This is a genomic window from Microbacterium sp. HMWF026 (assembly GCF_003061325.1).
Taxonomy (GTDB): Bacteria; Actinomycetota; Actinomycetes; order Actinomycetales; family Microbacteriaceae; genus Microbacterium; species Microbacterium testaceum_E.
The window spans coordinates 583-1,244 of sequence record NZ_QAJB01000399.1; the positions used below are offsets into that span (position 1 = coordinate 583).

A 662-nucleotide genomic window follows, 5' to 3' on the forward strand; every position below is an offset into this window, starting at 1 on the left:
GGGCACCGAGGTGTCGAGGGTCACGATGCGCAGGCCGTCGAGCTCGTCGACCCGGTCGACGGGAGCCGCGGGGTCGGCGGCCTCGGCGGGCAGCAACTCGGTGCGGAAGGCTGCGCGATCGTCGTGGTTGCCCATGACCCACACGACCCGGGTCCGCAGGCGCTCCGCGAGCGGCTCGACGATGGCCCGCACGCGGCGGTAAGCATCGGCCTCGCCGAAGTCGGCGAGGTCTCCCGTGAACACCAGCGCATCGGGGCGGACGCCCGAGGCCTCGATCGCCGACGCCGCGCGCGCGAGGTACGCCTCGGAGTCGACATCGTCGTACAGCGGCGCCCCGCCGGCGCGCAGGTGGGTGTCACTCAGGTGCAGCAGCACCCTCTCGGCACGGGGGTACTCGGCGTAGCGCATCTCGATCCTTCCGGGCCGTCGGGTACGGCCGCGACACCGGCGTGATGCTCCCGGTTGCCTCGAAATGTTACAGACATGTTTCGGGAACGCGCGATGAACACGGTGAGAATTCACCCGATCGCCGTGGCCGCGGGTGCTGCCCGCCCGAGGGCCGCGGCCCGGGCGGTGCCGCTTCGGCACCCGGCACCGCGGCACCCGGCACGGCGGGCGTGCACAACTGCGGGCGCTCTGCCCGACACGCCGCCCATCCGCCC

Annotated in this window: 1 protein-coding gene; it reads right to left on the reverse strand. The window is 73.3% G+C overall.

Translation table 11 applies throughout. The features are described 5' to 3' along the window. The coding region (locus DBR36_RS18575; RefSeq protein WP_258222877.1) for a metallophosphoesterase at positions 1–408 on the reverse strand (408 nt) is incomplete at its 3' end. Between the last annotated feature and the right edge of the window lie 254 nt (positions 409–662).